At 61.0% G+C, this 22,391-nt stretch carries 21 protein-coding genes; 13 read left to right on the forward strand and 8 right to left on the reverse strand.

Annotation, left to right across the window (positions count from 1 at the left end; genetic code table 11):
• Positions 1-102 precede the first annotated feature (102 nt).
• The 3 genes from IV89_RS02945 to IV89_RS02955 all read left to right on the forward strand — a co-directional run bounded on the left by IV89_RS02945 (position 103) and on the right by IV89_RS02955 (position 2,884).
• On the forward strand, positions 103-852 hold the full coding sequence (locus tag IV89_RS02945; RefSeq protein WP_037942693.1) for an SDR family oxidoreductase: 750 nt from the start codon (positions 103-105) through the stop codon (positions 850-852).
• Entirely contained in the window at positions 849-1,484 is a 636-nt protein-coding gene (locus tag IV89_RS02950; RefSeq protein ID WP_037942694.1) for an enoyl-CoA hydratase/isomerase family protein, read from the forward strand. Before IV89_RS02945 ends, IV89_RS02950 begins: the two co-directional genes overlap by 4 nt.
• A 197-nt stretch (positions 1,485-1,681) precedes the next feature.
• Complete coding sequence (locus IV89_RS02955; RefSeq protein WP_037942695.1) at positions 1,682-2,884, forward strand: TIGR03862 family flavoprotein; 1,203 nt, start codon at positions 1,682-1,684, stop codon at positions 2,882-2,884.
• Here the strand turns inward: IV89_RS02955 and IV89_RS02960 are convergent.
• The 5 genes from IV89_RS02960 to IV89_RS02980 form a co-directional block, all read right to left on the reverse strand.
• Positions 2,881-3,471, reverse strand: a complete 591-nt coding sequence (locus tag IV89_RS02960; RefSeq protein WP_037942696.1) for a glutathione S-transferase family protein — start codon at positions 3,469-3,471, stop codon at positions 2,881-2,883. The two genes, IV89_RS02955 and IV89_RS02960, sit on opposite strands and share 4 nt — an antisense overlap.
• Positions 3,472-3,501: 30 nt before the next feature.
• Positions 3,502-4,500: a DNA polymerase III subunit delta gene (holA, locus tag IV89_RS02965; protein ID WP_037942697.1), complete on the reverse strand. Its 999-nt coding sequence runs from the start codon at positions 4,498-4,500 to the stop codon at positions 3,502-3,504.
• Entirely contained in the window at positions 4,497-4,982 is a 486-nt protein-coding gene (gene lptE, locus IV89_RS02970) for an LPS assembly lipoprotein LptE (RefSeq protein ID WP_037942698.1), read from the reverse strand. Before lptE ends, holA begins: the two co-directional genes overlap by 4 nt.
• Positions 4,969-7,515, reverse strand: coding sequence for a leucine--tRNA ligase (leuS, locus tag IV89_RS02975; RefSeq protein WP_037942701.1), 2,547 nt, complete (start codon positions 7,513-7,515; stop codon positions 4,969-4,971). The genes lptE and leuS overlap by 14 nt, the downstream gene beginning before the upstream one ends.
• 85 nt (positions 7,516-7,600) lie before the next feature.
• Positions 7,601-8,098, reverse strand: a complete 498-nt coding sequence (locus IV89_RS02980; protein ID WP_037942702.1) for a DUF3576 domain-containing protein — start codon at positions 8,096-8,098, stop codon at positions 7,601-7,603.
• A gap of 289 nt (positions 8,099-8,387) precedes the next feature.
• Between IV89_RS02980 and IV89_RS02985 the strand changes: the two genes are divergently transcribed.
• Both IV89_RS02985 and IV89_RS02990 read left to right on the forward strand, forming a co-directional pair.
• A complete protein-coding gene (locus IV89_RS02985; RefSeq protein WP_037942704.1) occupies positions 8,388-9,359 on the forward strand; it encodes a porin in 972 nt (323 codons plus the stop codon).
• Positions 9,360-9,462: 103 nt separating this feature from the next.
• Complete coding sequence (locus IV89_RS02990) at positions 9,463-10,116, forward strand: YggS family pyridoxal phosphate-dependent enzyme (RefSeq protein WP_037942706.1); 654 nt, start codon at positions 9,463-9,465, stop codon at positions 10,114-10,116.
• Here IV89_RS02990 and IV89_RS02995 read toward each other — a convergent pair.
• Both IV89_RS02995 and ribA read right to left on the reverse strand, forming a co-directional pair.
• The gene (locus IV89_RS02995; protein WP_037942707.1) at positions 10,113-10,604 is read right to left on the reverse strand and encodes a L,D-transpeptidase family protein; all 492 of its coding nucleotides are present in this window, start codon (positions 10,602-10,604) and stop codon (positions 10,113-10,115) included. The genes IV89_RS02990 and IV89_RS02995 overlap by 4 nt on opposite strands.
• Complete coding sequence (ribA, locus tag IV89_RS03000) at positions 10,601-11,689, reverse strand: GTP cyclohydrolase II (RefSeq protein WP_037942710.1); 1,089 nt, start codon at positions 11,687-11,689, stop codon at positions 10,601-10,603. Before ribA ends, IV89_RS02995 begins: the two co-directional genes overlap by 4 nt.
• 165 nt (positions 11,690-11,854) lie before the next feature.
• Here ribA and IV89_RS03005 point away from each other — a divergent pair, with 165 nt between their 5' ends.
• The 5 genes from IV89_RS03005 to IV89_RS03025 all read left to right on the forward strand — a co-directional run bounded on the left by IV89_RS03005 (position 11,855) and on the right by IV89_RS03025 (position 15,400).
• Positions 11,855-12,541, forward strand: a complete 687-nt coding sequence (locus IV89_RS03005; RefSeq protein WP_005850360.1) for a response regulator transcription factor — start codon at positions 11,855-11,857, stop codon at positions 12,539-12,541.
• A gap of 243 nt (positions 12,542-12,784) precedes the next feature.
• Positions 12,785-13,573 carry an exodeoxyribonuclease III gene (locus IV89_RS03010; RefSeq protein ID WP_037942712.1) on the forward strand — a complete coding sequence of 263 codons (789 nt, stop codon included), beginning with the start codon at positions 12,785-12,787 and terminating at the stop codon, positions 13,571-13,573.
• Positions 13,574-13,625: 52 nt separating this feature from the next.
• Entirely contained in the window at positions 13,626-14,546 is a 921-nt protein-coding gene (trxA, locus tag IV89_RS03015; RefSeq protein WP_037942714.1) for a thioredoxin, read from the forward strand.
• A 27-nt stretch (positions 14,547-14,573) separates the two neighbouring features.
• Positions 14,574-15,218 (forward strand): LON peptidase substrate-binding domain-containing protein, encoded by a 645-nt coding sequence (locus IV89_RS03020; RefSeq protein ID WP_037942717.1) that lies wholly within the window; start codon positions 14,574-14,576, stop codon positions 15,216-15,218.
• Positions 15,219-15,247: 29 nt separating this feature from the next.
• On the forward strand, positions 15,248-15,400 hold the full coding sequence (locus tag IV89_RS03025) for a Trm112 family protein (protein WP_180829218.1): 153 nt from the start codon (positions 15,248-15,250) through the stop codon (positions 15,398-15,400).
• A 21-nt stretch (positions 15,401-15,421) separates the two neighbouring features.
• Here the strand turns inward: IV89_RS03025 and IV89_RS03030 are convergent, their stop codons facing one another.
• Entirely contained in the window at positions 15,422-16,648 is a 1,227-nt protein-coding gene (locus IV89_RS03030; protein WP_037942719.1) for an FAD-dependent monooxygenase, read from the reverse strand.
• Between the two features lie 89 nt (positions 16,649-16,737).
• Between IV89_RS03030 and IV89_RS03035 the strand changes: the two genes are divergently transcribed.
• From IV89_RS03035 to IV89_RS03045, 3 genes are all read left to right on the forward strand, one after another.
• A complete protein-coding gene (locus tag IV89_RS03035; protein ID WP_037942722.1) occupies positions 16,738-18,066 on the forward strand; it encodes an amidase family protein in 1,329 nt (442 codons plus the stop codon).
• Between the two features lie 109 nt (positions 18,067-18,175).
• A complete protein-coding gene (locus tag IV89_RS03040) occupies positions 18,176-19,357 on the forward strand; it encodes an aminotransferase class I/II-fold pyridoxal phosphate-dependent enzyme (RefSeq protein WP_037942887.1) in 1,182 nt (393 codons plus the stop codon).
• A 17-nt stretch (positions 19,358-19,374) separates the two neighbouring features.
• A complete protein-coding gene (locus tag IV89_RS03045) occupies positions 19,375-22,296 on the forward strand; it encodes a DNA translocase FtsK 4TM domain-containing protein (RefSeq protein ID WP_037942724.1) in 2,922 nt (973 codons plus the stop codon).
• Positions 22,297-22,391: the final 95 nt, after the last annotated feature.

The raw sequence follows: 22,391 nt of genomic DNA on the forward strand, positions 1-22,391 counted from the left end.
GCTTTTGATTGGCGCTGGCGGATGTTGTTGCTAACGATGTCACCAAACGCCGTGTACGGCAGGCCCCGTGCGGGGCTTATTGATGACGAAGGGAATTATACGATGGATATGACAGGTAAAACCGTGATGATCACCGGTGCCAGCCGCGGGATCGGGGCCGAAGCGGCACGGGTTTTTGCAGACGCAGGGGCGAATGTCGTGCTGATGGCGCGGTCTCAGGACGCGATTGCCGATCTGGCGGGCGAAATTGGCAAGCAAGCCATCGCGATCCCCTGCAACGTGGCCCGTTTCGGTGAGATGTCCTCGGCGGTGGAAACGGTGCTGGGGGCCTTTGGCGGCGTCGATGTGCTGATCAATAACGCCGGTGTGATCGAACCGATCTCGCATCTTTCCGCGTCGGACCCTGACGAATGGTCGCAGGTCATCGATATCAACCTCAAGGGTGTCTACAACGGCATGCGCGCTGTCTTGCCCGTGATGAAAGACGCAGGCGGCGGGTCGATCCTGACCATCAGCTCGGGTGCCGCGCATCACGCCATCGAAGCCTGGAGCCACTATTGCGCGTCCAAAGCGGCGGTGAACATGATGGGCCGCTCGATCCACCTGGAGGAAGCCGCGAACGGGATCCGCGCCATCGGTCTGTCGCCGGGCACGGTCGCAACCCAGATGCAGCGCGAGATCAAGGCAAGCGGCATCAACCCCGTCAGCGAACTGGCATGGGAAGATCACATCCCCGCCGATTGGCCCGCGCGGGCCCTGTTGTGGATGTGCAGCGCCGAGGCCGACAAATACTGTGGCGAGGAAATCTCGCTGCGCGACGAGGGCATCCGCAAAGCGATTGGTCTGGTATGATCGATTTCGACCGCGAAGGCCCCGTCTGGGTCGCGACGATCAACCGGCCGGACAAGGCGAATTCTCTCACCCACGAGATGCTGGTCGCCCTGGCCGAGTTCATGGAAGACGCCCAAGCCGCCCGCGCGGTGATCCTGACGGGTACTGGCAAAGTGTTCAGTGCTGGTGCCGATCTGGACGAGGCGCGCGCGGGGCTCGCTGTCTCTGACATATGGGAGAGGCTGTCGGGCGCGATTGCCGCGCTGCCGGGGCTGAGCATCTGCGCGCTGAACGGGACGCTGGCAGGGGGCGCTATGGGGATGGCGCTGGCCTGCGATCTGCGGATTTGCGTGCCCGGGGCCAAATTTTTCTATCCGGTGATGAAGCTGGGGTTTTTGCCGCAACCCAGCGACCCCGCACGTATGGCAGCCTTGATCGGCCCTGCGCGCAGCAAGCTTATTCTGATGGGCGGGCAGAAGATCACCGCCGAAGAGGCACTAACGTTCGGCTTGGTCGATCGTATTGTGCCTGCCGAGGAGCTTATGCAAAGCGCACGCGATATCGTCGCCGATACCGTTGCCGCCACGCCCGAAATTGCCACTGGGATCAAAGCGATGTGCGCCCCGCCCGAAACCCCTGCCGAGATGCCCTAGGTCAGGCGGTTAGATGAACGGGACAAAGGGCACGCCGCAGCTTGCCAGCAGTGTAAGGCCCGAGATGATTAAAATGATGCGCATATTCTGCCCTTTTATTGGAATAAGCACGATCGTCGTGCATTTGGTTTAAGGTCAAGTTAATGGTGCCGCTGTAACTCACAGCTATATCCTTAACCCGAATGGAAGAGCACGTCATGACATCAGAAAATTTGCCCGCCCGCCGCGGGGTTGTCATCGGCGCGGGGCCTGCAGGGCTGATGGCGGCCGAAATGATGGCCGCGGCAGGCTTGGCTGTGACGGTCTGCGATCACAAGCCATCCGTCGGGCGCAAGCTGTTGATGGCGGGTAAATCGGGGCTGAATATTACCAAGGCCGAAGAACACGCCAAATTCCTGAACGCTTTTTCGACGGCAAAAGAACCGCTTGAACCCATTCTTAACAGTTTCGATGCTACGGCGGTGCAGGAATGGGCCAAGGGATTGGGGCAAACCCTGTTTACCGGCTCTACCGGGCGGGTTTTCCCGACCGTGATGAAGGCGTCGCCGCTGCTGCGTGCGTGGCTGGCGCGGCTGGCCGATGCAGGCGTTGCGGTGAACACCCGTTGGCGTTGGACCGGATGGGAAGACGGCGCGCCGGTGTTCGATACGCCAGAAGGCATGAAAGGCTTGCCGGCCGATGTCACTGTGCTGGCCATGGGTGGGGCAAGCTGGTCACGCTTGGGGTCCACCGGCGCTTGGGCCTTGACGCTGCGCGACGCCGGCGTCGATATCGCGCCTTTTGCGCCTGCCAATGCAGGAATCGCGATGAACTGGTCGCCGCATATGGAGGCGCATTTCGGCGCGGCGCTGAAAGGGATCGGCTTGAAATCCGGCACCTACCGATCGCGGGGGGAGGCGGTGATTTCCGCCCGCGGATTGGAAGGCGGCGGGATCTACACCGTGTCGCGCGGGCTGCGTGAAGGGCATCCGCTGATGCTGGACCTGCTGCCGGACCAATCCCGCGAGGCGCTGGTCGAAAAGCTGGCTAAGCCGCGTGGCAAGATGAGCGTGGCAAACTATCTGCGCAAAACGCTCATACTGGACGTGGCCAAGATTGCGCTGCTTCAGGAAATGGCGCGCCCCTTGCCGGCGAACGCGACTGACTTGGCGAGGTTGCTGAAAGCGCTGCCGGTGAAACACGCAGGCCTGCGCCCGCTGGACGAGGCGATTTCAACCGCAGGCGGGGTAAAGCTTGATGCGCTGGATGACGGGTTGATGCTACACGCCCGCCCCGGCGTTTTCGTTGCAGGCGAAATGCTGGATTGGGAGGCCCCGACGGGCGGGTATCTGATCTCGGCCTGCCTTGCGACAGGCCGATGGGCCGGACAACACGCTGCCGCTTGGGCGCAGCGGGATTAACCTTCGCGGGTGGCGGCAGCCTTGAACGCGGGGCGGTCACGCATGGACTTTGCCCAATTTCCCAGCTTGTCATCCACCCGCGCAAATCCCGCGCCGATGGACCAGTTGATGCAATGGGTCGCCAGCAAATCCGGTATGGTGACCTCCTCCCCCATCAGGAACGGCCCGTCCAACCTGTCTGACAGGATCGCGGCGGAGCGGGCGAATTCGGCTTTCAGGCTATCCTTGATCTCGGGGACGCGCTGTTCCTGCGGGAAAACAAAGCTGTGTTTCGCCGCAGCCCAAAGGATCGCATCCATTTCGTCGATCAGCCAGAAGGTCAACGCATCCTGATGCGCTCGGGCCGCGGTGCCTGGGGGGGCGGTCAGCGCGCCGTGCTTGTCCGCCAGATACTGCATGATCGCGACAGAATCGGTCAGCACGTCGTCGCCGTCCACAAGTGCCGGAATTTTGCCGGACGGGTTGTATTGCTTGGCCTCGTCCGAACGTGGCGCACAGGGCAGGTGATCGTAGGGCTGGCCCAACTCCTCGAGCATCCACATCACCCGCATCGCCCGCGTTTTGGTTGCCCCGATTACCTTATACATCGACATTCCCTCCCAAGAATTAACCTGAATTTAGCGTTGTGCCCCCAGCATGGCGAGGCGGATAAAGGCGCGTTCGACCAGCGCCATCGTCGGCGCGTGTTGGCCTGCTGACCGAAGCGTCAGGTCGGTGTCTGTCAGCACGGTCAATGCGGTTTCTAGTTTGGCCGCGCCCCAGTTTTTGGCCTGACGCATGGCGCGATCGCGGTCGCGGACGCCCCAGATCTGGCCGCCCGGATTGCTCGCGATGCGGTAAAGCGTGCGAAAATGACGTGTCGCCATGATGATCAGCGTCACGGCGTTCACCCCTTGGGCCTGCAGCTTGGCCATCACGGGGCCGATGTCGCCCGCGCGCGCCTCTGCCACGACGTGGAGAATGTCGTCGACCTCTGCCTCTGTCGAGGTGGGGGCGCAGTTGGCCACATCCTCTGCCGTGAGGGGGCCTGCGTCGCCGATCTTATAAAGCGTGATTTTATCGACCATTTGACGAAAATCGCCCGGATCAAGCACCCGCGCCAGTTCACTAAGCGCCCCCATCGCATCCGCCTCGGGGCTGAGCTTTGCTTCGGCAAGCACGCGTTCAATCTCTGCCCGGTCAGGCGGATTGTCGTAGATCGGGGTGGCGAAAGCGTTCTTATGTGCCTCGAACGCCTTGAGCACCTTGGAGGTTTTTTTCAGATCCCCCGCCGACACGACGATCTGCGCGTCCCCCGGCTGCCAGTCGGCCAGTGCATCGGTCAGGATTTTGGCGATATTGTCGTTGGCGTCTTCCACAAAAGCCGCGCGCGGCCCCGGGAAGAAACCTACCGCCTTGATTGCGTCCAGCAACATGGGCGCATCCCGCCGCAGGTCAGCGGCCTGAATACGGGTCAGGCGCATTTCCTCTTCGGCATTGGGGCCCAGCAGGTTTTTCAGAAAACTCTGCCGTTTCAACGCGACGCGCATCGCATCGCCGCCATAGATCAGCAGCCCGGTCTTCGTCGGATCGGGCTTGGCGAAATAGGCATTCGCGTCGCGCGGGGGCAGCTTCATGGGGTCAGATCGGCCGCGTATAGGCGGGTGACCAGCTGGTCGGCCAACATGACCATCAAGCGTTTTTGGGCATCACGTTCTGCCGCGAGCGTTGCAACAGTCGAACCGGTCGCGGAATAGCCGGTAAAGTTTTCGACATTTCCTGATACCTCGATCTGACCACTGCTGAGGTTGCGCAGGGCGAATTCGACCTTGCCGACTAGGTTATACCGTGTGGTGTTGTCTTCGCTGTCGATCGCCAACCCCTCTTCCGAGGTATCGACGGTCAGGGCCAAAGCATAACGAGGACTGGCGGCGCGGCCCAATCGCGTCTCGATCTCGCGCACGAGCGTGTAGGAATAGGCATCATTCGGCGCGTCGACCTGCACCGCGTTTTGCAGCGCCGTGCCAGTGCCGCCGGGGCCGTAAACGGGTTGAAACCCGCAGGCCGCCAGGACCAGCAGTGGCAATGCGATAATAAAACGGCGGTTAAGCAACGACATTGACGATCCGTCCGGGCACAACGATGACCTTTTTAGGCGTGGCCCCATCAAGGGTACGAATGACAGCTTCGTGGCTCAGCGCGATCTTTTCAACCTCTTCCTTCGGCATATCGGCAGGTACCTGAATTTCCGCGCGGCGTTTGCCGTTAATCTGGATCGGCAGGGTCACCGTATCGTCGACCAGCATCGCCTCGTCTGCTTGCGGCCAGGTCGAGGTAGTGATCAGACCGTCGCCGCCTTGCGCGGTCCAGATTTCCTCTGCCAGGTGGGGCGTCATCGGGGCCATCAACTGGGCCAGCGTCATGATCGCTTCGCGCTGTGCGGCTTTGCCCGCCTTGGATTTCTGCAACGTCGCGGTAAAGGCATAAAGCTTGGCAATCGCGGCGTTGAAGCCAAAGGATTCCACACCCATCGTGACATCGTGGATGGTCTTGTGCATCGCGCGCAGCAGATCGTCGTCGCCTGTACCTGCGGTGCTGTCGTCCATCTCGGCGATGCGGCTGCTGATGTTCCACACGCGGTTAAGGTGCTTATACGCCGCCTCTGCCCCGGATGCGGTCCATTCGACATCGCGTTCGGGGGGCGAATCGGACAGAACGAACCAGCGGGCGGTATCCGCCCCGTAATTCGCGATGATTCCCAGCGGGTCGACTACGTTTTTCTTCGACTTCGACATCTTGGCCGAGGGGATGATTTCAACCTCTGTCCCATCGGCGAGTTTGCCGTCGGTCACATCTTCGGGCAGGTGATAGACGGGGCGGTCATTTGCGTCGCGGGTCTGGTAAATCTCATGTGTTACCATGCCTTGCGTGAACAGTGCGTTAAACGGCTCAATCGCTTTTTCGGGCAGATGGCCGGTGATCTGCATCGCGCGGGCGAAGAAGCGCGAATACAGCAGGTGCAGAATCGCGTGTTCGATGCCACCGATATATTGGTCCACATTCATCCAGTATTCCGCATCCGCCATATTGGTCGGCGTGTCAGCGCGTGGCGCGGTAAAGCGGGCGAAATACCAAGAGGAATCGACGAATGTGTCCATCGTATCGGTTTCGCGTTTCGCGGGCGCACCGCAAGACGGGCAGGCGCAGTCGCGCCATGTGGGGTGTCGGTCCAACGGGTTGCCGGGCGTGTCAAAGCTGACGTCATAGGGCAGCTCGATCGGCAGGCTCTCTTTCTTTTCGGGCACCACGCCGCAGGTGTCGCAATGCACGACCGGGATCGGGCAGCCCCAGTAGCGTTGCCGGGACAGGCCCCAATCGCGCAGGCGGTATTTGGTCACGCCTTGGCCCACGCCCTGCGCTTCGCAGGCGTCGATGGCCGCAATGATCGCCTCTTCGCCGGTTTGCCATTTCTCGCCGGCAAAGCCGCCGTTGTAATACACTTTTTCGGATTTCGCCGGCACGAAGGGCGCGGAGAGCTTTGGGTCTGCGTCCTCGGACGGCAAGAAGGTCGACGTGATCGGCAGCCCGTATTTGGTGGCGAATTCAAAGTCCCGTGCGTCATGGGCGGGGCAGCCAAAGATCGCCCCCGTGCCGTAGTCCATCAGGATGAAATTCGCGATATAGATGGGCAGTTCCCACGCGGTATCGAAGGGGTGGCGCACACGCAGGCCGGTATCCATCCCCAGCTTTTCGGCAGTCTCGATCGCTTCTTCGGTTGTGCCGCCCTTGCGACATTCGGCACAGAAGGCCGCGATTTCGGGGCTGTCTTTCTCGAGCAGTTTGGCCAGCGGGTGATCGGGTGAAATGCCGACAAAGCTTGCGCCAAGCAGGGTGTCGGGGCGCGTGGTGTAGACTTCGATCCGGTCGAAACCTTCCGGCGCGTCGATGGTCGAGAACGCGAATTGCAGCCCGCGCGATTTGCCGATCCAGTTCGCCTGCATCAGCTTGACCTTCGCGGGCCAGTTATCAAGCGTGTCCAACGCATCAAGCAGCTCTTCCGAGTGGTCGGAGATTTTGAAGAACCATTGCGTCAGCTCGCGCCGTTCCACCAGCGCGCCAGAGCGCCAGCCGCGCCCTGCCTCGACCTGTTCGTTGGCCAGAACGGTCATATCGACCGGATCCCAGTTCACGATGGCGTTCTTGCGATAGACCAGCCCTTCCGACAGGAAATCGAGGAACAGCGCCTGCTGCTGGCCGTAATATTCAGGGTCGCAGGTGGCAAATTCGCGGGACCAGTCGATCGACAACCCCAGCGGTTTCATCTGGTCGCGCATGTCGGCGATGTTGCCATAGGTCCAGTCTTTGGGGTGACCGCCAATGGCCATCGCGGCATTTTCAGCGGGCATCCCGAAGGCATCCCAGCCCATCGGGTGCAGCACGTTATGCCCCGTCGCGATCTTGTAGCGCGCGATCACGTCGCCCATCGTATAGTTCCGCACGTGCCCCATGTGGATGCGCCCCGATGGATAGGGAAACATCTCGAGCACGTAATACTTTGGCTTGTCGGCGTTGCGTACCGCTTGGAACACATCGTTCTTTTCCCAGGCGGCTTGCCAGCGGGCTTCGATTTCGGCGGGGGAGTAGGAGGGCATCTTGGCGGACCTTATCAACGAAAAACGCCGGGCGAGCGACTAGCGCGTGGCCCGGCGTGATAATGGGGAATAGACGGGTGCGGGCTTAGAATTTGGCGTCGGCAATACGCATTTCACGCGCACGGCTCAGGATCGCGTCTTCGACCGCGCGAGAGGTTGCTTTGCTGACGGTACGACCGCCACGGGTTTGCAGCGCGATGTTCAGCGACCGTGCATCAAGCGCGGGATCATCAATCAGGACCGTCGCGCGGTAGGACTGGCTGCCCCCCGGGGGGGTGCCATAGCCGGTCACGATCACGCCGGTATAGGGGTCGATGGATTGCACTGGCAGGAAGTTGAGAACTTCGAGCGACGCGGACCACAGGTATTTGTTGACCGACACGCTGGTATCAACATTCTTGCGATTGAAAATCGCCCAGATCGTGTTGTCTGGGTCCATCTCGACATAGTTGGGGTTTGTGGGCTCAAGGCCAAGATTGGGGTCGCGATCCGCGGGTGCGCCAAGGTTGAGCGCGCCGCATGCGCCAAGCGCTGAGACCACCACGAGGGCTAGTGTAGATTTGAATACCGAACTGCGCACCATCTCGACCGTCCTTTGCCTGTTTGCGCACAGGTCTATCCAAGCGGGGTTCGGTGGGCAAGCGCAATGTCAGTATATACTAGAGTACAGGGCACCTGTGCCTCTGCGTTCTTGGCCCGTCCGTGCATTCTGCGGGGTTGCACAACTGTGACATAGCTGCATCACAGTTTTTTCCAATGATGCCAAGGCTTCCGCGATCCTTGCCAAAACTAGGGCAAACGCTGAAAACACCTCTCATACCTTTACCGGATTCCCCGGTATGGGCATATGAATTCAAACCGAGGGATAACTCATGAAAAAAGTTCTCTTCGCTACAACAGCTCTGGTTGCGACCGCTGGCGTTGCAGCTGCAGACGTTACATTCGGCGGCTACGGCCGTTTTGGTGTCATCTATGTTGAAGGCGCAACAAACGAAACAACCATCACCAGCCGTTTCCGTCTGCAAATCGACGCGACAGCTGAGTCCGACAACGGCATCACCTTCGGTGCACGCGCTCGTATCCAGCAGGACAACGACGGCGACAGCAACGGTGCAAACCTCGGTGAAGATGCAGCTTCCGTAGGCGGCACATTCCGCAACGACCGCATCGAAACAGGCATCAACGGCATCCGTTACTTCGCGCGCTCCGGCGGTCTGGAAGTCGGCGTTGGCAACATCTACGGCGCGATCGACTCCATGCCCGGCATGTACCCCGTCGAGCTGGGCCTGACCGGTCTGTCCTATGACTACATCATCAACGGTGCCGGCGCGTACTCCGCGACATACGACTCCGATGGTAACGGCGCAGCTGGCCGCAACGGTGTTGAAGTTCTGTACGCAATGGGCGACCTGAAAGCGCACCTGTCGTACTCCGAGCTGGACCTAGTTGCGAACAACAACGACCTCGAAGGCGAGCGCATCGAAGGTTACTTGGCGTACACATTCAGCGGCTGGACCGTTGCTCTGGGTCTGCAAGACTCCGACATCGCAAACGACACTGAAGTTGCTCTGACAGTTGGCGGTAACGTCGGCGTTGCAGACCTGACATTCGGTTATGCTGACAACGGCACCGGCGGCGACGCATTTGCGATCACCGCGGCGTTCGACATCGGTGCGGCAACACGTCTGACAGCTGTTGTACTTGACCAAGAATCCTACACCGACACCGTATACGGCGTTGGCGTAACACACGACCTGGGCGGCGGTACATCGCTGCGCGGTGGTGTTCAGAACAACCGCAACGGCGCAACTGTTGCTGACCTGGGTGTTCGCTTCAACTTCTAAGTTGAACGATACAGTCTAAAAGAGGGGCAGGCCGTTGGTCTGCCCCTTTTCTTTTGCGCCAAGCTGTTGTTCTGTGCGCCCTCAACAACAAGGGCCGACTGACATGAGCTTGCACGACATCACATCCCGCATCGCCAAAGCCGAAACCGACGCAGGCCGCGCGCCGGGCAGCGTTGAGCTGATCGCCGTGAGCAAGGTGCAGCCGGACGCGCGCGTTGCGGCGGTGCTGTCGGAAGGTCACCGCTGTTTCGGCGAGAACCGCGTGCAGGAGGCCGAAGGCAAATGGCCCGCTTTCCGGCAGGAGTTTGACGGCGTAAAGCTGCATCTGATCGGCCCACTGCAAAGTAACAAGGCACGTAGCGCGTTCGAATTATTTGACGTCATTCACACGCTTGACCGCCCCAAACTGGCGCAAACCTTTGCGCGGCTGGCGCAGGAAATGGGGCGCTGTCCTGATATGTTCGTGCAGGTTAACACCGGCGAAGAGGATCAGAAGGCCGGTGTTCTTCCAGCGGATGCCGACGATTTTATCAAGGAATGTCTGTCGCTTGATCTGCCCGTGCGCGGGCTGATGTGCATCCCGCCGGTCGATGAAGAAGCCGCGCTGCATTTCGCGCTGCTGGCTAAAATCGCGGCGCGCAACGGGTTGCGGGATTTGTCGATGGGGATGAGCAGCGATTTTGAAAAGGCCATCGCGCTTGGGGCGACCCATGTGCGCGTCGGCTCCGCCATCTTCGGGGAACGTAGCGCAGGCTAGACGATCAACCTGCTGTGGCGGGTCAGCCGCACGGCGATCTGGTGCAGATGCGCGCGTGAAAAGGCGACGCAGCCTTCGGTGGGATACCCCGGACGACGCTGCTGGTGGATAAAGATCGCCGACCCGAGCCCTGCAACGGCATCGGGCCAGTTCCAATCTGTCAGGATCACCAGATCGTATAGGGGGTCGGCACGGCGCAGAACCTCGTGGCTGTGCGGGTAGGGGGCCTGCACAAGGCTGTTGTAGTCGCCCTGCGTCCCATCATCAGACCAAAGATCACGCGGGCCGATCGGCATCGCCCATGGCACAGGGGCGGGAATACGGTCGGGACGGTAGAGCATCCCGACAATGCGGTGAATGCCCGCTGGCGTCGCCTTGTCGCCCTCGCGCTTATTGCGGGTGATACCGGTTTTGCCGATGGTGCAGGGGTAAAGTTGCCCCTGAAACCGGACGCCCCGCGGCGTGAGAACCAGATCGTCGGGTGTCACAGAAGGTGCCCGGATTTGGCGGCTTTTGTGGCAAGGTAGGCGTGGTTGTGGCTGTTCTCGCCGACCTTGAGAGGGACGCGCTCTGCGACTTTGACGCCGCTTGCCTCCATCATCTCGACCTTGCGGGGGTTGTTGGTCAACAGACGCACCGACGAAAACCCCATTGATGTCAGGATGTCCGACCCCAAGCGAAAATCCCGTTCATCGTCTTCAAAGCCCAGACGGTGGTTCGCCTCGACCGTGTCAAAGCCTTGATCCTGAAGGGAATAGGCGCGCATCTTGTTGGTCAGCCCGATGCCGCGCCCCTCTTGGTTGAGGTACAGCAACACGCCGTGCCCTTCCTTGCCCATCTGCGTCAGCGCGGCATGCAACTGCGGCCCGCAGTCGCATTTCAGACTGCCCATGATATCGCCGGTAAAGCAGGCCGAATGCAGTCGCGCGAGCACGGGTTTGCTGCGATCGGGGCGGCCGATTTCGATGGCGTAATGTTCCTCTCCGCCGTCGTCGGGGCGGAAGATATGCAGACGTCCGGCCTCTGAGACCTCCATCGGGAGACGCGCATTGACCACCGGATGCAAGGGGCTGCGCGCGGCAAGGATCGGTTGTGCCGCGCTCAGGTTGATCATCGTCAGGCCGTTTTGCTGGGCGAACTGACTTGCATCCGCAAGGTCGAGTATCACAGCAGCGGGTAGCAGGCGCGCTGACTTGATCAGATCAATCGCCAGGCCGTGCGGCGTCGCATCGCCCCCACGTGCGCAGGCCAGCGGGCCTTTCAGGGGGCTGCGCAGATCGTCCGCCGGATCCGCGATGGATTTCACCCATCGCAACGTGGCGTCCCGTGGCAGGAGGACACGCGCAAAGCTGCCATCGTAGGCGCGCGCTTTCAGGGTTTCGGCGCGCCGGGCGCTGATCACCAACACCGGTTCGCCACCCATGGCAAGCAGGCCGGTCAACCGCGCGGGCGTCAGCGTTTCGGCAGCCATAACCAGAACTGGCCGCGATCCCGCCAGTACAATGGGAACGCCCAAACGCAGGTCCGCACGGGCGCGTGCCAGTTGCTCGGTTATATCGGGCCCAAAAACCATGATTTGAAATCTTTCATGTTATGTTGTCACATTTCTTACTGCAGAAACCGGCGGATTGAAACATTGCGCGACAATTTCGCACGGTCGTGTGATCAAACACCTGCTACTCTTGCACGCACGGCTTTGTGAACACATCTAAAGTAAAGTTGTAGAGGATGAGTTGATATGGCCCAGCTAAAGAAAATCTTGCTCGTAGATGATGACGATGACCTGCGCGACGCGCTGAGCGAGCAATTATTGCTGACCGAAGACTTTGATGTATTCGAAGCAGGCAATGGCGCAGACGCCAAAACCCGCGCCGCCGAAGCATTGTATGATCTGGTCATTCTGGATGTTGGACTGCCGGACATCGACGGGCGTGACCTGTGTCGCGACCTGCGTACCCAGGGCGTGAAAAGCCCGATTCTGATGCTGACGGGGCATGACAGTGACGCGGATACGATCATGGGTCTTGATGCGGGCGCGAATGATTACGTCACCAAGCCGTTCAAATTCCCCGTTCTCTTGGCGCGCATCCGGGCACAGCTGCGCCAGCACGAACAATCCGAAGAGGCGATTTTCCAGCTTGGGCCCTATACGTTCAAACCGTCGGCCAAGCTGTTGATCACCGAAGACGACAAGAAAATCAGGCTGACTGAAAAAGAGACGAATATTCTCAAGTTCCTATACCGTGCTGCCGCGGGCGTCGTCCCGCGCGACACGCTTTTGCACGAGGTCTGGGGCTATAATGCCGGTGTCACGACGCACACGTTGGAAACCCACATTTACCGTCTGCGCCAGAAGATCGAGCCTGATCCCTCGAACGCAAGAATTTTGCTAACTGAATCAGGCGGTTACAGAATTATTTCATAATTGTGGAACCCAAGCGGGCGCCACTGGTTATTCCTGCGAGAGACGGGGTTTTCATGACCCGTCGATCGGTTTGAACCCGAAGTTTGTATCCGGGAAATGATACATACCTCCCTGTTGGACTAGGCCGGGCCCTTGTGCCCGGTCTTTTTTTGTCCGCAGCCCGGAAGTCCCGGGAATTCGGCATGGTGGACGCTGCGCATTTCGCGGTAGGGTGCGCGCGATCTGACCCAAGGGAGCTGCCTCATGCCTTTCACGCTGGCCACATGGAATATCAACTCTGTCCGGTTGCGCGAACCGATTGTGCTCAAGCTGCTGGCTGAACATGGGCCGGATGTGCTGTGTTTGCAGGAATGTAAAAGCCCGGTCGACAAAATCCCCACCGCGGCCTTCATCGAAGCGGGCTACACCCACATGGTGGCGCGAGGGCAAAAAGGATACAATGGTGTGGCAATCCTGTCGCGTCTGCCCTTGGAGGATGCCGGTGATCAAGATTTTGCGACGCTGGGCCACGCGCGCCATGTTGCGGCAAAGCTCGAAAACGGGGTGACGGTGCATAACTTCTATGTGCCCGCTGGCGGCGACGTGCCCGACCGCGAGGTGAACGAGAAGTTTGGCCAAAAGCTCGATTATCTGGCAGACATGCGCGACTGGTTCCACGGCGACAAACCCGAGAAATCCATTCTGGTGGGCGACCTGAACATCGCACCGCGCGAGGATGACGTCTGGGATCACAAGAAGCTGCTCAAGGTGGTAAGCCACACACCGATAGAGGTCGAAAAGCTGGCCGAGACGCAGGACGCCGGTGGTTTTGTTGACGTAACGCGGCAGGATATCCCGCAAGGCAACCTGTACAGCTGGTGGTCCTACCGCGCCAAGGATTGGGATGCGGCAGACAAGGGCCGCCGGTTGGATCACGTCTGGGCAACGCCCGATATCTCGGGCGCGGCACATTCCAGCCGCGTGTTGCGCGACGCCCGTGGTTGGGAAAAGCCCAGCGACCACGCGCCGGTCTTTGCGACATTCGACCTTTGAAATAGACAGACGCGCCCTCATATAAAGGGCAACCCCAAGCGAGGATTTTGATATGATGGATTTGAACCTTTCCCCCGCCGGTACCGGTGATGCCGATCTGATCAAAGACACGAGCGAAGCGACCTTCATGTCCGATGTTGTCGAGGCATCGCAAACGGTGCCGGTGATTGTCGATTTCTGGGCCCCGTGGTGCGGCCCGTGTAAGACCCTTGGCCCGATGCTCGAAGACGCGGTGCGCGCGGCCAAAGGCGCGGTCAAGATGGTCAAGATCAACGTTGACGAGGCCCAACAGATCGCAGGCCAGTTGCAGATCCAGTCGATCCCGACGGTTTATGCTTTCTTCAAGGGCCAGCCGGTTGACGGGTTTCAGGGGGCCCTGCCACAGTCCGAGATCAAGGCGTTCATCGACCGCGTGATCAAAGCGGGCGGCGGCGCTGCCCCCGGTGAAGAGCTGTCAGAGGCCGTGGCCGCTGCGGATGACATGCTGGCCGAAGGGGCGGCGCAGGACGCGCTGGACACTTTTGCCGCGATCCTGGGCGAAGACCCGAACCATGCCGGTGCTTATAGCGGGATGGTGCGCGCCTATATCGCGTTGGATCAGCTTGATCAGGCCGAAGCGCATCTGAACGGCGCACCCATCGAAATCTCCAAAGCGCCCGAGCTTGAGGCCGCGCATGCGCAGCTTCAACTGGCACGACAGGCAGCCGACGCGGGCCCTGTGGCAGAGCTTCAGGCGGCGGTGGATGCCAACCCTAATGACATGCAGGCGCGTTTCGATCTGGCGCAGGCGCTGTATGCGCATGGCGACACGCAAGCCGCTGTGGATCAACTGCTGACGCTTTTCGGCAAGGATCGTGAATGGAATGACGGGGCCGCCAAGACGCAATTGTTCACCATTTTCGAGGCGTTGAAACCCAACGATCCGATTGCGCTGAATGGTCGTCGTAAACTTAGCTCTATGATATTTGCATAAGGCTGTGCGCGCCCTAGGTATGCTTACATGATACAGCAATCGGACCTGCCAGACACAATCGCGATCTTCCCGTTGTCGGGCGCATTGCTGCTGCCGCGCTCGCGGTTGCCGCTGCATATCTTTGAACCGCGCTATCTGCAGATGATCGAAGACAGTCTGAAAACGCCGGGGCGGTTGATCGGCATGGTGCAGCCCAATGTGGTGCCGGGGCGCGAGGGTCCGGGGCTGCAAACCATCGGCTGCGCCGGGCGGATCACCCAGTTCTCCGAGACAGAGGACGGGCGCTATATGATCACCCTCGCGGGGATCTCGCGTTTTCGGGTGGTGAAAGAGGTCGAAGGCTTCGCGCCCTACCGCCGTTGCGATGTCAACTGGGACGGGTTTGAACGCGATCTTGGCAAGGATGAACAGGACAGCAGTTTTGACCGCGATAATTTCCTGAACACGCTTGGCCGTTACTTCGACGCGCGTAACCTGTCGGCAGATTGGGATACGTTGCAAGAGGCCGACGATGAACTGTTGATCAATTCACTGTCGATGATGCTGGATCTTGACTGCGAAGACAAACAGGCCTTGCTTGAGGCACCATCCCTCTCTACCCGACGCGAGACGTTGCTGACGTTGATCGAATACACCCTGCGGGGTGGCCAAGAAGGGGAGATGATGAATTGAACGCCGAAGAGATACCATTCGACCGCCGCATGCTAGAGGCGCTGATTTGCCCCCGCACGCAGATGCGGCTGACCTATGACGCCGACAAGCAAGAGCTGATCTCGGACGCGGCCGGTCTTGCCTATCCGATCCGCAACGGTATCCCCGTGATGCTGGTGGACGAAGCGCGGGTTATCGACTGACACGGCGGGGCGGATAGCGCCCTAAAGCGCCTTACCCTGCATCAGACGGGGCAGGGTGCCCGTCAGCCCCGCCGCCTCGCGCATGAAACCGCGACGGGCATCGGGCAGGGCGTTAATTGCCGCCATCCCCACATCACGTGCAAGACGCAGCAGCGGGTTGTCGTTGGAAAACAACCGGTTGAAGCTGTCCGTCGCCAATGCCAGCGCGGTGTTATCAAAGCGACGCCACAGCTGATATTGCTCGAGCACCGTGGTGCTCCCGACATCCTGCCCGCGCCGTTGTGCATCAGCGATCACCTCTGCTAGCGCGGCGACATCGCGCATGCCGGCGTTCAACCCCTGACCGGCAATCGGGTGCACCCCATGTGCGGCATCCCCCAGCAGCGCGACACGCGGTGCCACCATCGAATGCGCCAGCGACAGGCTCAGCGGGTAAGTGTACCGCGCACCGGCAAGGGAAATCTCGCCCAGAAAATCACCAAAGCGCGGACGAAGCACGTCGAGGTATCCCGCATCTGGCAGCGCGTGAATATGCGCTGCGTTGGCGGCGGTCTCGCTCCAGACGATGGAGGACCGGTTTTCGGTCAGCGGCAGGATCGCCAGCGGACCCGGGGGCATAAAGAACTGATGCGCGACCCCGTGATGGGGTTTTTCATGGGCGATGGCGCAGACCAGCGCGGTTTGCGCATAATCCCAGCCGATGCGTTTGATCCCCGCCCGCGTGGCGGTGCCCGAGGCGCGACCATCCGCGCCGACAACCAGACGCGTGCGCAGGGTCTTACCGTCTTCCAGTGTCAGGGTGACGCCCGCCGGGGCGGCGTCTTGCGCGATGACCGTTTCGCCGTCCAGCCGCGTGATGCGGGCCTCAGCGCTCACGGCTTCTGCCAAGGCGCGGCGCAGGTGGCGGTCCTCGACCATATGGCCCATCGGCCCTTCTTCGATCTCTGCGTGATCGAAATGCATGAAGAAAGGGGAGGGGCCTTCGCCCGCGCGCCCGTCCGTCACTTTGATCTCGAGCATCGGTTGCGCGTGGGATTTCACATTATCCCAAATCCCGAGCGCCCCGAGCATCCGTGTCGAGGTCAACGCCAGCGCATAGGATCGCCCGTCAAACGCCGCATCTTCCCGCGTGGCAGCGGGCAGCCTGTCGATCAACGTGACCCGCAGCCCGATCTGCGCCAAAGCCAAGGCAAGTGTCGGGCCATTCAGCCCACCACCGACGATTGCGATATCTGTATCAAAATCCATAGCTTTAGATATGGGCGTGCAGCAGGGATTGTCCATGCGCGCTGGCGTCGTTACCGTCCCTTTTCCAAAGCATTATTCGAGGAAGCAACATGCAAGAGTGGTTAACCATGACAGCCGCAGATCTGGGACGGGGCATCGGGGACGGCCAGATCGACCCTGTTGTGCTGTGTCAGACCTATCTTGACGCGATCGACGCCCACCCCCTGCGGGATCGTATCTATGCCCGCGTGACCGCCGAACGGGCCCTGGCCGAGGCGGGTGCCGCGCGGGATCGCGCGCGTGCGGGCCAGCGTTTGTCGCCACTGGACGGGGTGCCGATCAGCTGGAAAGACCTGTTCGACACCGCCGGGATCGCGACCGAGGCGGGCAGCGCCCTGCTGAAAGACCGCGTGCCGGACCGCGACGCGCGCGTGTTGGCGAATGCCACCGCGATGGGGTTGGTCTGTCTGGGCAAGACCCATATGAGCGAGCTGGCGTTTTCGGGGCTCGGGTATAACCCCACCACCGCCACCCCCCCTTGCGTGAACGATGAAGCTGCCGTGTCGGGCGGGTCGTCGTCCGGGGCTGCGGCTTCTGTCGCTTTCGGTCTGGCGGCGGCGGCGATCGGGTCGGATACCGGCGGATCGGTGCGGGTGCCTGCCGCGTGGAACGATCTTGTGGGGCTGAAAACCACCTCGGGCCGTGTGTCGCTTGAGGGGACCGTGCCGCTGGCGGCCAAGTTCGACACGGTCGGCCCGCTTTGCCGCTCGGTCGAGGATGCGAGCCTGTTGCTGGCGCTCACCGAAGGGTCCAAGCCGATGGACATGGGCAGCACCGACATCGAAGGGCGTCGCTTTGCGATCCTGCGCACGGTGGCGTTCGACGATATTGAAGACGCCCCCGCGGCGGCTTTCGACGATGCCGTCGCGCGGCTGAAGGAAGCGGGGGCGGTGATCGAGGACATCGATTTCGACCCGATCAAAGAGGCGATGCCGCTGAGCGGATGCCTTTACACCGCCGAAGCCTACGGCCTGTGGCGCGACGTGATCGAGGCGAACCCGGATGCGATGTACGGCGAAATCCTTGAAAGGTTCCGCTTGGGTAAATCCCACTCCGGCCCCGATTATGTGGCAGCCTGGGCCAAGATCGACCAGATCCGCGCGGCCTATGTGAAAGCTGTGGCGGGCTATGACGCGGTGCTGATCCCCACCGCACCGCTGCTACCCCCCAAGCTGGACCGGCTGGAAACCGAGCATGACTATTACGTCTCGGCCAACCTCATGACCCTGCGCAACACGCGTATCGGGAATCTTATGGGGCTGGCGGCGGTGACCCTGCCCACGGGCACCCCATCCTGCGGGATCATGCTGATGGGCCAGCCCTTTGGCGAAGAGCACCTGCTGCGCATTGCCGCAGCGGCCGAAGAGGCTTTGGCCTAAATGACACAAACCTTGCCCTGCGTCCTGCAATGTCTGGACGCGGGGCAAGCCCTTGGGTACTCTGGAACAAACGGGGCGTGAATGATCCCGAACCCGAGGCAGTGAAATGATGTACCCCGAGCGGTTTTCGAACCTTCCGGCCCACGCGTGGCCGCGCCTGCGCGCATTGCTTGATGCGCATGAAGGCGGTGGCACGCCGATCCACATGACGATTGGCGAGCCGAAACATGCTTTTCCGGCATGGGTCACCGATGTGATTGCCGAAAATGCTGCCGGATTTAACAGCTACCCGGCCAACGACGGCACGCCCCGGTTACGCGGCGCGATTGCCGGATGGATCAAGCGGCGCTACGGTGTGGATGTGGATGCGGACACGCAGGTGATGCCGCTGAACGGCACCCGCGAAGGGCTGTATAACGCCGTCATGGCCACCTGTCCCGAGACAAAGAATGGCCGCAAGCCCGCCATTCTGATGCCGAACCCGTTCTATCAGGTCTATATGATCGCCGCGATTTCCGGTGCCGCTGATCCGGTGATGGTGCCTGCTACGCGCGAAACAGGGCATCTGCCCGATTTTGCCAGCCTGCCCGAAGATGTGCTGAACCGGACCACTGCGGCCTATATCTGCTCGCCCGCCAACCCGCAGGGGGCCGTGGCCACCCATGCGTATTGGGCCGATCTGATCGCGCTGGCAGAAAAGTACGATTTCAAGATTTTCGCGGATGAATGCTATTCAGAGATCTACCGCGACACGCCGCCCGTCGGGGCGCTACAAGTGGCGCAAGAGGTCGGGGCCGATCCGGATCGTGTGGTGATTTTCCATTCGCTGTCGAAACGGTCGAACCTGCCCGGGCTGCGGTCCGGCTTTGTCGCGTCGGGTGCCAATACCATGCGCGAGATCAAGCAGCTGCGGAACTATGCCGGTGCACCGCTGCCGCTACCGTTGCAAGCGGCGTCGGCTGCGGTCTGGGACGACGAAGCCCATGTGGCCGAGAACCGCGCGCTTTACATCGAGAAATACGAGGTCGCCGACCGGATTCTCGGCAACGTCCCCGGGTACCACAGCCCCGAGGCCGGGTTCTTTTTGTGGCTGCCGGTGGAAGATGACGAAGCTGCGGCGCTGAAACTCTGGCGTGAAACCGGCGTGCGGGTGCTGCCGGGCGGCTATCTGGCGCAAAGCGTGAACGGCGAAAACCCCGGGAAACAATATATTCGGGTGGCGATGGTCGCCCCAAAAGAAGAGACAACGCGCGGGATCGAAGCGATCCGCCGCTGTCTCTATCCAGAATAAGACGAGGGATCAGAGCAATGGCATATCAGACACGTGGGCGCGACCCTTTGCTAGACACCAACATGGCCGAAGCGATCGAAAAACGCGGCAAGGAGCTGCTGGGCCTCGGGCTGATCGCCCTGGGCCTTATGGCCGCCATGATGATCGGCAGCTACACCCCTGATGATCCCAACTTTATGGTGTCCACCGATGCGCCGGTGCAGAACTGGCTGGGGCGCATGGGCGCGTCGCTGGCCGCGCCTTTGTTCATGATCGTGGGCTGGGGCGCGTGGTCTGTCGCGGCAATCCTGCTGGCCTGGGGCGCACGCTTTGCCCTGCACCGCGGCGAGGAGCGCGCCGTGGGCCGTTTGATCTTTGCCCCGATTGCTGTCGCCTTGTGTTCGATCTACGGGGCAACGCTGACGCCGGATGCGGCTTGGCTGCAAACCCATAGCTTTGGTCTGGGCGGGCTTTTTGGCGACACGGTCATGGGCGTGATCCTGACCGTCCTGCCGATCGGGTCGACCTTTACGATCAAGCTGATGTCGCTGTTGATGGGCGTGGCGATCCTTGCCTTTGGTGCCTTTGTTGTCGGCTTCACCCGACTTGAACTGCAACGTCTGTTCCGCTTCATGCTGGTCGGGCTGATCATGGCTTATGCCGGATTGATGACCCTTCTGGGGCGGGGTGCGTCGGGGGCGGTTGCCGCCGCGCAGGGCATTCAGGCCCGCCAGCTTGAACGCCGCGAACGCAACCGGATCGAGGCCGAGGAGAACGCGCAATTCGCGGCCAGCCAAGGATACTATGACGACGAACTGGCCTATAGCGACGCGCCTGCACCTGCGCCAAAAACCGGCCTCCTGTCGAAAATGCCGACGCTGGTCAAACGCGCCGACCCGCTGCCCGAACCTGAACTGGTCGAGACATGGGCTGAACCCGAGCTGGACGAAGCCCCCAGCAGCGACCGTATCAAATCCAAGATCGCCGATGTGATCAAAAGCCGCGTGCGCACGGGCGGGGCTGTGCATACTGCCACCACCGCCCCCTTGACCCGCGGTCGCGGCCGTGGCCCTGATCCGCTGCTGCTGGATACCACCGCCCGTGGTGCCCGCCGCGAAGAGCCGCCATTAACCGGTGCGCCGGCCCCCTCCCCTACTCGGGCGGAGCCGCCTTTAACCGCAAGCCGTGCACCTTTGGTCGCGGAGCGCCCCGTGCTTGAGCTAACCCCCTCCGAACCGGATCACGACGCGGATATGGCGGTTCTGGATGATGAACCGATGACCGACAGCCACCTGCCACTGCAAGAGGCAGAGCGGGAACCGGCCATGCAGATCCCCGTGGCTCAGCCGCGCAAAGTGGTGCAGCCGCAGATGCGCAAGCCGGTGCAGCCCAGCAAACAGGCTCAGGCCGAGGCACAGCCTGCGTTGACCTTTGAAGACACGCATCCCGGATTTGAACTGCCGCCGCTGAACCTGCTGGAAAGCCCGGATAATGTCGAACGCCTGCACCTGAGTGACGACGCGCTGGAAGAGAACGCGCGCATGCTGGAAAACGTGCTGGATGACTATGGCGTGAAGGGTGAAATCGTCGCCGTCCGTCCGGGCCCCGTTGTGACCATGTACGAGCTGGAACCGGCACCGGGCCTTAAGGCGAGCCGTGTGATCGGTCTGGCGGACGATATCGCGCGCTCTATGGCGGCACTGTCGGCGCGTGTGTCTACCGTGCCGGGGCGCAGCGTGATCGGGATCGAACTACCTAACGAGAACCGCGAGAAGGTCGTGCTGCGCGAAATCCTCGCCGCGCGTGATTTCGGCGACAGCACCATGCGTCTGCCGCTGGCCTTGGGCAAAGACATTGGCGGTGACCCTGTGGTCGCGAACCTTGCCAAGATGCCTCACCTGCTGATCGCGGGGACCACCGGTTCGGGTAAATCCGTTGCGATCAACACAATGATCCTGTCGCTGCTCTACAAGCTGACGCCAGAAGAATGCCGAATGATCATGATCGACCCCAAGATGCTGGAACTGTCGGTCTATGACGGCATCCCGCATCTGCTGTCCCCCGTTGTGACCGACCCGAAAAAGGCCGTTGTCGCGCTGAAGTGGACCGTGGGCGAGATGGAAGAGCGCTATCGCAAGATGTCCAAGATGGGCGTGCGCAACATCGAAGGCTATAACGGTCGTGTCCGCGAGGCCCTGGCCAAGGGAGAGATGTTCAGCCGTACCGTCCAGACCGGCTTTGACGAGGATACGGGCGAGCCGATCTTCGAGACGGATGAATTCAAGCCCGAAGCGCTGCCCTATATCGTCGTGATTGTGGACGAGATGGCCGATCTGATGATGGTCGCGGGTAAAGAGATCGAAGCCTGCATCCAGCGTCTGGCACAGATGGCGCGGGCCTCGGGTATTCACCTGATCATGGCGACACAGCGTCCTTCGGTCGATGTCATCACCGGCACGATCAAGGCGAACTTCCCGACGCGGATTTCCTTCCAGGTGACCTCCAAGATCGACAGCCGCACGATCCTGGGCGAGATGGGAGCCGAACAGCTCCTTGGCATGGGCGACATGCTCTATATGGCGGGCGGGTCCAAGATCGTGCGCTGCCACGGCCCCTTTGTCAGCGACGAAGAGGTCGAAGAGATCGTGAACCACCTCAAGGCCTATGGTGAACCTGATTATGTGTCGGGTGTGGTCGAAGGGCCATCCGATGACCAAGAAGGGAACATCGACGCGGTTCTGGGTCTGGGCGGCAATACCGACAGCGAAGACGCGCAATATGACACGGCCGTGGCGATCGTTGCAAAAGACCGCAAGTGTTCGACGTCCTACATCCAGCGGAAACTGGGCATCGGCTATAACAAAGCCGCGCGTCTGGTCGAACAGATGGAGGACGCGGGCCTTGTTTCGCCAGCCAACCACGTGGGCAAGCGCGAGATCCTGATACCAGAGCAGGGGTAGCGCGCAAAAATAATCGGAACGTCATTGCGACGCCGGGGGTTGGCTTGGGAACAGGCCAGCCCCTTTTGCATTTCGGGCGTGTTAGGCGATATCCT

This window comes from Sulfitobacter sp. CB2047 (genome assembly GCF_000735125.2).
Classification (GTDB): Bacteria; Pseudomonadota; Alphaproteobacteria; order Rhodobacterales; family Rhodobacteraceae; genus Sulfitobacter; species Sulfitobacter pontiacus.